The organism is Streptomyces sp. NPDC006923 (genome assembly GCF_040635655.1).
Taxonomy (GTDB): Bacteria; Actinomycetota; Actinomycetes; order Streptomycetales; family Streptomycetaceae; genus Streptomyces.
This window is the reverse complement of the sequence record NZ_JBEYIF010000051.1, coordinates 1-5915: the sequence shown is the minus strand read 5'-3', so window position 1 is coordinate 5915 and position 5915 is coordinate 1. Positions and strand designations below refer to the sequence as shown.

The 5915-nt window shown below is 66.8% G+C and carries 1 protein-coding gene; it reads left to right on the top strand.

Annotated features, from left to right (window positions below):
* The coding region (locus ABZ707_RS33180; RefSeq protein WP_360182584.1) for a type I polyketide synthase at positions 1 to 5915 on the top strand (5915 nt) is incomplete at both ends.

Here is a 5915-nt window from a genome sequence, read left to right as displayed (position 1 = left end):
TATGCGGCGGCGAATGCGTTTTTGGATGGGTTGGCGGAGTCGCGGCGTGCTGAGGGTTTGGTGGCGACGTCGGTGGCGTGGGGGCCGTGGGCCGATGGTGGGATGGCGTCGGACGATGCGCTGGCGGAGCGGATGCGCCGTGGCGGCGTACCACCCATGGCCGCAGACCGTGCGATTGCGGTGCTTGAGGGCCTGGTGGAGGCCGATGAGGCGGTCGTGACGGTCGCGGATATTGATTGGGAGCGGTATGCGCCCGGGTTCACTGCGGTGCGTCCCAGTGCGTTGATCGGGGATTTGCCTGAGGTGCGGAGGGTGTTGGAGGGGCGTGGGGTGTCTGGGGCGGGTGGTGCGGATGGGGTGGTGGGTTCGTCGTTGGCTGTGCGGTTGTCGGGTGTGCGGGGGGTGGAGCGGGATCGGTTGTTGTTGGATGTGGTGAGGTCGGCGGTTGCGGAGGTGTTGGGGTATGCGGGTGTGGAGGTGGTGGGTGCGGGTCGGGCGTTCAAGGAGTTGGGTTTTGATTCGTTGACGGCTGTGGAGTTGCGGAATCGGTTGAATGCGGTGACGGGGCTTCGGCTTCCGGCGACGCTTGTGTATGACTATCCGACGTCGTTGGCGCTGGCGGGCTTTTTGCGGTCGGAGTTTCTTGGTGGTGAGGCCGAGGGTGTGGCGGTGGCGGGTGGTTCGGTCGCGGGGTTGCCGGCTGTGGCTGATGATCCGATTGCGATTGTGGCGATGAGTTGCCGCTTCCCGGGGGGTGTCCGGTCTCCGGAGGAGCTGTGGGAGTTGCTTACCTCGGGTGGTGATGCGATCTCGGAGATGCCCGGAGACCGTGGCTGGGACCTGGATGCCTTGTATGACCCGGACTCGGAAGGCGAGAACACCTCATACGCACGCGAGGGCGGCTTCCTCTACGACGTTGCCGACTTCGACCCGGCCTTCTTCGGGATCTCGCCGCGCGAGGCCCTGGCGATGGATCCGCAGCAGCGGCTGCTCCTGGAGACCTCCTGGGAGGCGTTCGAGCGGGCCGGTATCGATCCAGCGACCCTGCGCGGCAGCAGGACCGGTGTCTTCGCCGGCACCAACGGCCAGGACTACCTGTCGCTTGTGCTCAGCTCACCCGACGGCGGTGACGGCTATATGAGCACCGGCAATTCCGCGAGCGTTGTCTCCGGCCGTCTCTCGTACACCTTCGGCCTGGAAGGCCCGGCAGTTACGGTCGACACGGCGTGCTCCGCGTCGCTGGTCGCCCTGCACCTTGCCGCACAGGCACTGCGCAATGGCGAATGCGAGTTGGCGCTTGCAGGAGGTGTGACGGTGATGTCCACGCCCGGCGCCTTCATCGAATTCAGTCGTCAGCGTGGTCTTGCGGCCGATGGCCGGTGCAAGGCGTTTGCTGCGGGTGCGGATGGTACGGGGTGGGGTGAGGGTGTTGGGATGCTGTTGGTGGAGCGGCTGTCCGATGCGCGCCGTCATGGTCATCCGGTGTTGGCTTTGGTGCGTGGTTCGGCGGTGAATCAGGATGGTGCGTCGAATGGTCTGACGGCGCCGAATGGTCCGTCGCAGCAGCGGGTGATCCGGCAGGCCCTGGCGAGCGCCGGTCTGTCGGCTGCGGATGTCGACGCGGTGGAGGCGCACGGCACCGGTACGAAGCTGGGTGACCCGATCGAGGCGCAGGCGCTCCTGGCCACCTATGGTCAGGACCGGTCGGAGGCCCGGCCGCTGCTGCTCGGCTCGATCAAGTCGAACATCGGGCACACCCAGGCCGCGGCCGGCGTCGCCGGGATCATCAAAATGGTCCTGGCGATGCAGCATGGCGTGCTGCCGCAGACGCTGCACGTGGACACGCCGACGCCGCATGTGGACTGGTCGGCCGGTGATATCGAGCTGCTGACCAGCAATCGTGAGTGGCCGGAGACCGGGCAGCCCCGACGGGCTGGAATCTCGGCGTTCGGTGTGAGCGGCACCAACGCGCACACCGTGCTGGAACAGGCCCCGCCCGTCGAAGAAGTGACAGAATCCGGCACCGCACCAGCCCTTTCCGGTGAGAGAGCGGCAAGCTTGACGCTCCCCTGGGTCCTCTCGGCGCAGACCGGCCCAGCGCTGCGCGACCAGGCCGAACGTCTCCGTATCTCTTTGGCCTCAGCCGATCGGCCGGCCACGCTCGATGTGGCGTACTCCCTGGCGACCGCTCGCACCGGAATGGAGCAGCGAGCGGCAGTTGTCGCCGACGACATGGACGGATTCCTGCGAGGACTGGAAGCGCTGGCCGGTGGCGGGTCCGGGGCCGGTGTGGTGCAGGGGGCAGTGGATCCCGAGGGCAAGGTGGCGTTCCTGTTCACCGGGCAGGGGAGTCAGCGTCTTGGTATGGGGCGTGAGTTGTATGAGGTGTATCCGGTGTTCGCGGATGCGTTTGACGCGGTGTGTGCGCATGTGGACGGTCGTCTTGAGGGGTCGTTGAGGGATGTGGTGTTCGGGGAGGACGCTGAAATCCTTGACCGTACGGGTTTTGCGCAGCCGGCGTTGTTCGCGGTGGAGGTGGCGCTGTTCCGGTTGGTGGAGTCGTGGGGTGTGCGGCCGGACTTTCTGTCCGGGCATTCGGTGGGTGAGATTACGGCGGCGCATGTGGCGGGTGTGTTGTCGCTTGATGATGCGTGTGTGCTGGTGGCGGCCCGTGGTCGGTTGATGGAGGCGTTGCCGTCGGGTGGGGCGATGGTGGCGGTGGAGGCGTCGGAGGACGAGGTTTCGTCGCTGCTGTCGGACCGGGTGGGGGTCGCGGCGGTCAACGGACCTACCTCGGTGGTGGTGTCCGGTGACGAGGACGCGGTGCTGGAGATCGCGGGGCGTTTTGAGGCGGAGGAGCGTCGGAGCAAGCGGCTCACGGTCAGCCACGCGTTCCATTCGCCGCGGATGGACGGGATGCTGGAGGAGTTCCGCCAGGTGGTGGCGGGCCTCACCTATGAGGCCCCGCAGATCCCGATCGTGTCCAACCTGACCAGCGCTGTTGTGTCGGCGGGGGAGATGGGTGACCCCGAGTTCTGGGTGCGTCACGTACGGGAGGCGGTCCGTTTCCTGGACGGGGTGCGTGTCCTGGAGGCGCAGGGTGTCACGGCGTATCTGGAGCTCGGTCCCGATGGTGTGCTGTCCGCGATGGCGCAGGACTGCTTGATCCAGGTGGCCTCGGAGGAGCGGCCCGTCCTGCTGACCCCGGCCTTGCGTCAGGGCCGTCCGGACGGGGAGTCTCTGTCGGCCGCCGTGGCGCGGCTGCATGTGGTGGGCCACGGTCCCGACTGGAAGGCGTTCTTCGCCGGCACGGGCGCCCGACGCGTGGATCTGCCGACCTACGCCTTCCAGCACCAGCGGTACTGGGTGGATCTCGACGAGGGCGCACAGGACGGTACTCCGCCCCTGGATACGGTGGATGCCAAGTTCTGGGAGGCCGTGGAGAGCGCGGATCCGACCACGCTCGCGACCGAGCTCGCCATCGATCCCGAACAACCGCTGAGTGCGGTGTTGCCGGTGTTGTCGTCGTGGCGTCGTCGTCAGTCGGAGCGGTCGGCGTTGGACGGGTGGCGTTATCGGGTGAGTTGGAAGCCGCTGTCGGTCGGGTCGGTTGGTGCGCGGCTGTCCGGTGTGTGGCTTGTGGTGGTCCCTGAGGCAGTCGCTGACGATGTGCTGGTCGCGGGGGTGCTGGGTGGGCTGGCTGAGTCCGGGGCCGTGGTGCGTGGTCTGGTGGTCCCGGCGGCGGTGAGGGATCGGGAGTCCTTCGCCGTTCAGATTCTGGCGGAACTGGCCGACATGAATATCTCCTCCGTAGCCGGCGTGGTGTCACTGCTGGCCATGAGCGAGGAAGACAGCCTTGTCCGGACAGTCGGTCTGATGCAGGCGTTGGGTGATGCGGGCGTCGGTGGCGCGCTGTGGTGCATGACCCGCGGTGGTGTGTCGGTTGGTCGGTCGGATGGGGTGGTGCGGCCGGGTCAGGCGGCGGTGTGGGGTGTGGGTCGGGTGGCTGCGTTGGAGTTGCCTGGTCGGTGGGGTGGGTTGGTGGATCTGCCAGAGGCGGTGGATGGGCGGGTGGTGTCGCGGTTGGTGGGTGTGTTGTCGGGGGTGGTGGGTGGTGAGGATCAGGTGGCTGTGCGGTCGTCTGGTGTGTTTGGGCGTCGTTTGTCGCGGGCGGGGTCGGGGTCGGGGTCGGGGGGTTCGTGGCGGGTTGGTGGTTCGGCGTTGGTGACGGGTGGTACGGGTGTGTTGGGTGGGCGTGTGGCGCGGTGGTTGGTGGGGTGTGGGGTGGATCATTTGGTGTTGGTGAGTCGTCGTGGGTTGGAGGCTCCGGGTGCGGTGGGGTTGCGGGATGAGTTGGTGGGTTTGGGTGTGGGGGTGACGGTTGCGGCGTGTGATGTGGCTGATCGGGGTGCGGTGTCGGAGCTGTTGGAGTCGTTGCCGGTGGGGTCTCCGTTGTCGGTGGTGGTGCATGCGGCTGGTGTGCTGGATGACGGTGTGCTGGATGGTTTGACGCCGGAGCGGTTTGAGGGGGTGTGGCGGGCGAAGGTGGCGTCCGCGGTCCATTTGCATGAGTTGACGCGTGGGATGGATCTGTCGGCGTTTGTATTGTTCTCTTCTATCAGCGGGAGTGTGGGCGCTGCTGGTCAGGCGAATTATGCGGCGGCGAATGCGTTTTTGGATGGGTTGGCGGAGTCGCGGCGTGCTGAGGGTTTGGTGGCGACGTCGGTGGCGTGGGGGCCGTGGGCCGAGGGTGGGATGGCGTCGGACGATGCGCTGGCGGCGCGGATGCGCCGTGGCGGCGTACCACCCATGGACCCCGAGTCGGCCATCGACGCTCTCCAGCGTGTCCTGGAGGCGGACGAGACGGTCGTGACGGTCGCGGACATCGACTGGGAGCGGTATGCACCCGGGTTCACGGCCGTACGACCCAGTGCGTTGATCGGGGATTTGCCTGAGGTGCGGAGGGTGTTGGAGGGGCGTGGGGTGTCTGGGGCGGGTGGTGCGGATGGGGTGGTGGGTTCGTCGTTGGCTGTGCGGTTGTCGGGTGTGCGGGGGGTGGAGCGGGATCGGTTGTTGTTGGATGTGGTGAGGTCGGCGGTTGCGGAGGTGTTGGGGTATGCGGGTGTGGAGGTGGTGGGTGCGGGTCGGGCGTTCAAGGAGTTGGGTTTTGATTCGTTGACGGCTGTGGAGTTGCGGAATCGGTTGAATGCGGTGACGGGGCTTCGGCTTCCGGCGACGCTTGTGTATGACTATCCGACGTCGTTGGCGCTGGCGGGCTTTTTGCGGTCGGAGCTTCTTGGTGGTGAGGCCGAGGGTGTGGCGGTGGCGGATGGTTCGGTCGCGGGGTTGCCGGCTGTGGCTGATGATCCGATTGCGATTGTGGCGATGAGCTGCCGCTTCCCGGGGGGTGTCCGGTCTCCGGAGGAGCTGTGGGAGTTGCTTACCTCGGGTGGTGACGCGATCTCGGAGATGCCCGGAGACCGTGGCTGGGACCTGGATGCCTTGTATGACCCGGACTCGGAAGGCGAGAACACCTCATATGTCCGGGAGGGAGGGTTCCTCGCGGACGCGGGAGACTTCGACCCAACGTTCTTCGGGATCTCGCCGCGCGAGGCTCTGTCCATGGATCCGCAGCAGCGGCTGCTCCTGGAGACCTCCTGGGAGGCGTTCGAGCGGGCCGGTATCGATCCAGCGACCCTGCGGGGCAGCAGGACGGGCGTCTTCGCCGGCAGTAACGGCCAGGACTACCTTTCCCTGGTCCTCAACTCTCCGGAGAGCACCGACGGTTTCCTTGGTACGGGCAACGCAGCCAGCGTGATGTCCGGTCGGGTGGCCTATGCGCTGGGGCTTGAGGGGCCGGCGGTGACGGTGGATACGGCGTGTTCGTCGTCGTTGGTGGCGTTGCACTGGGCGGT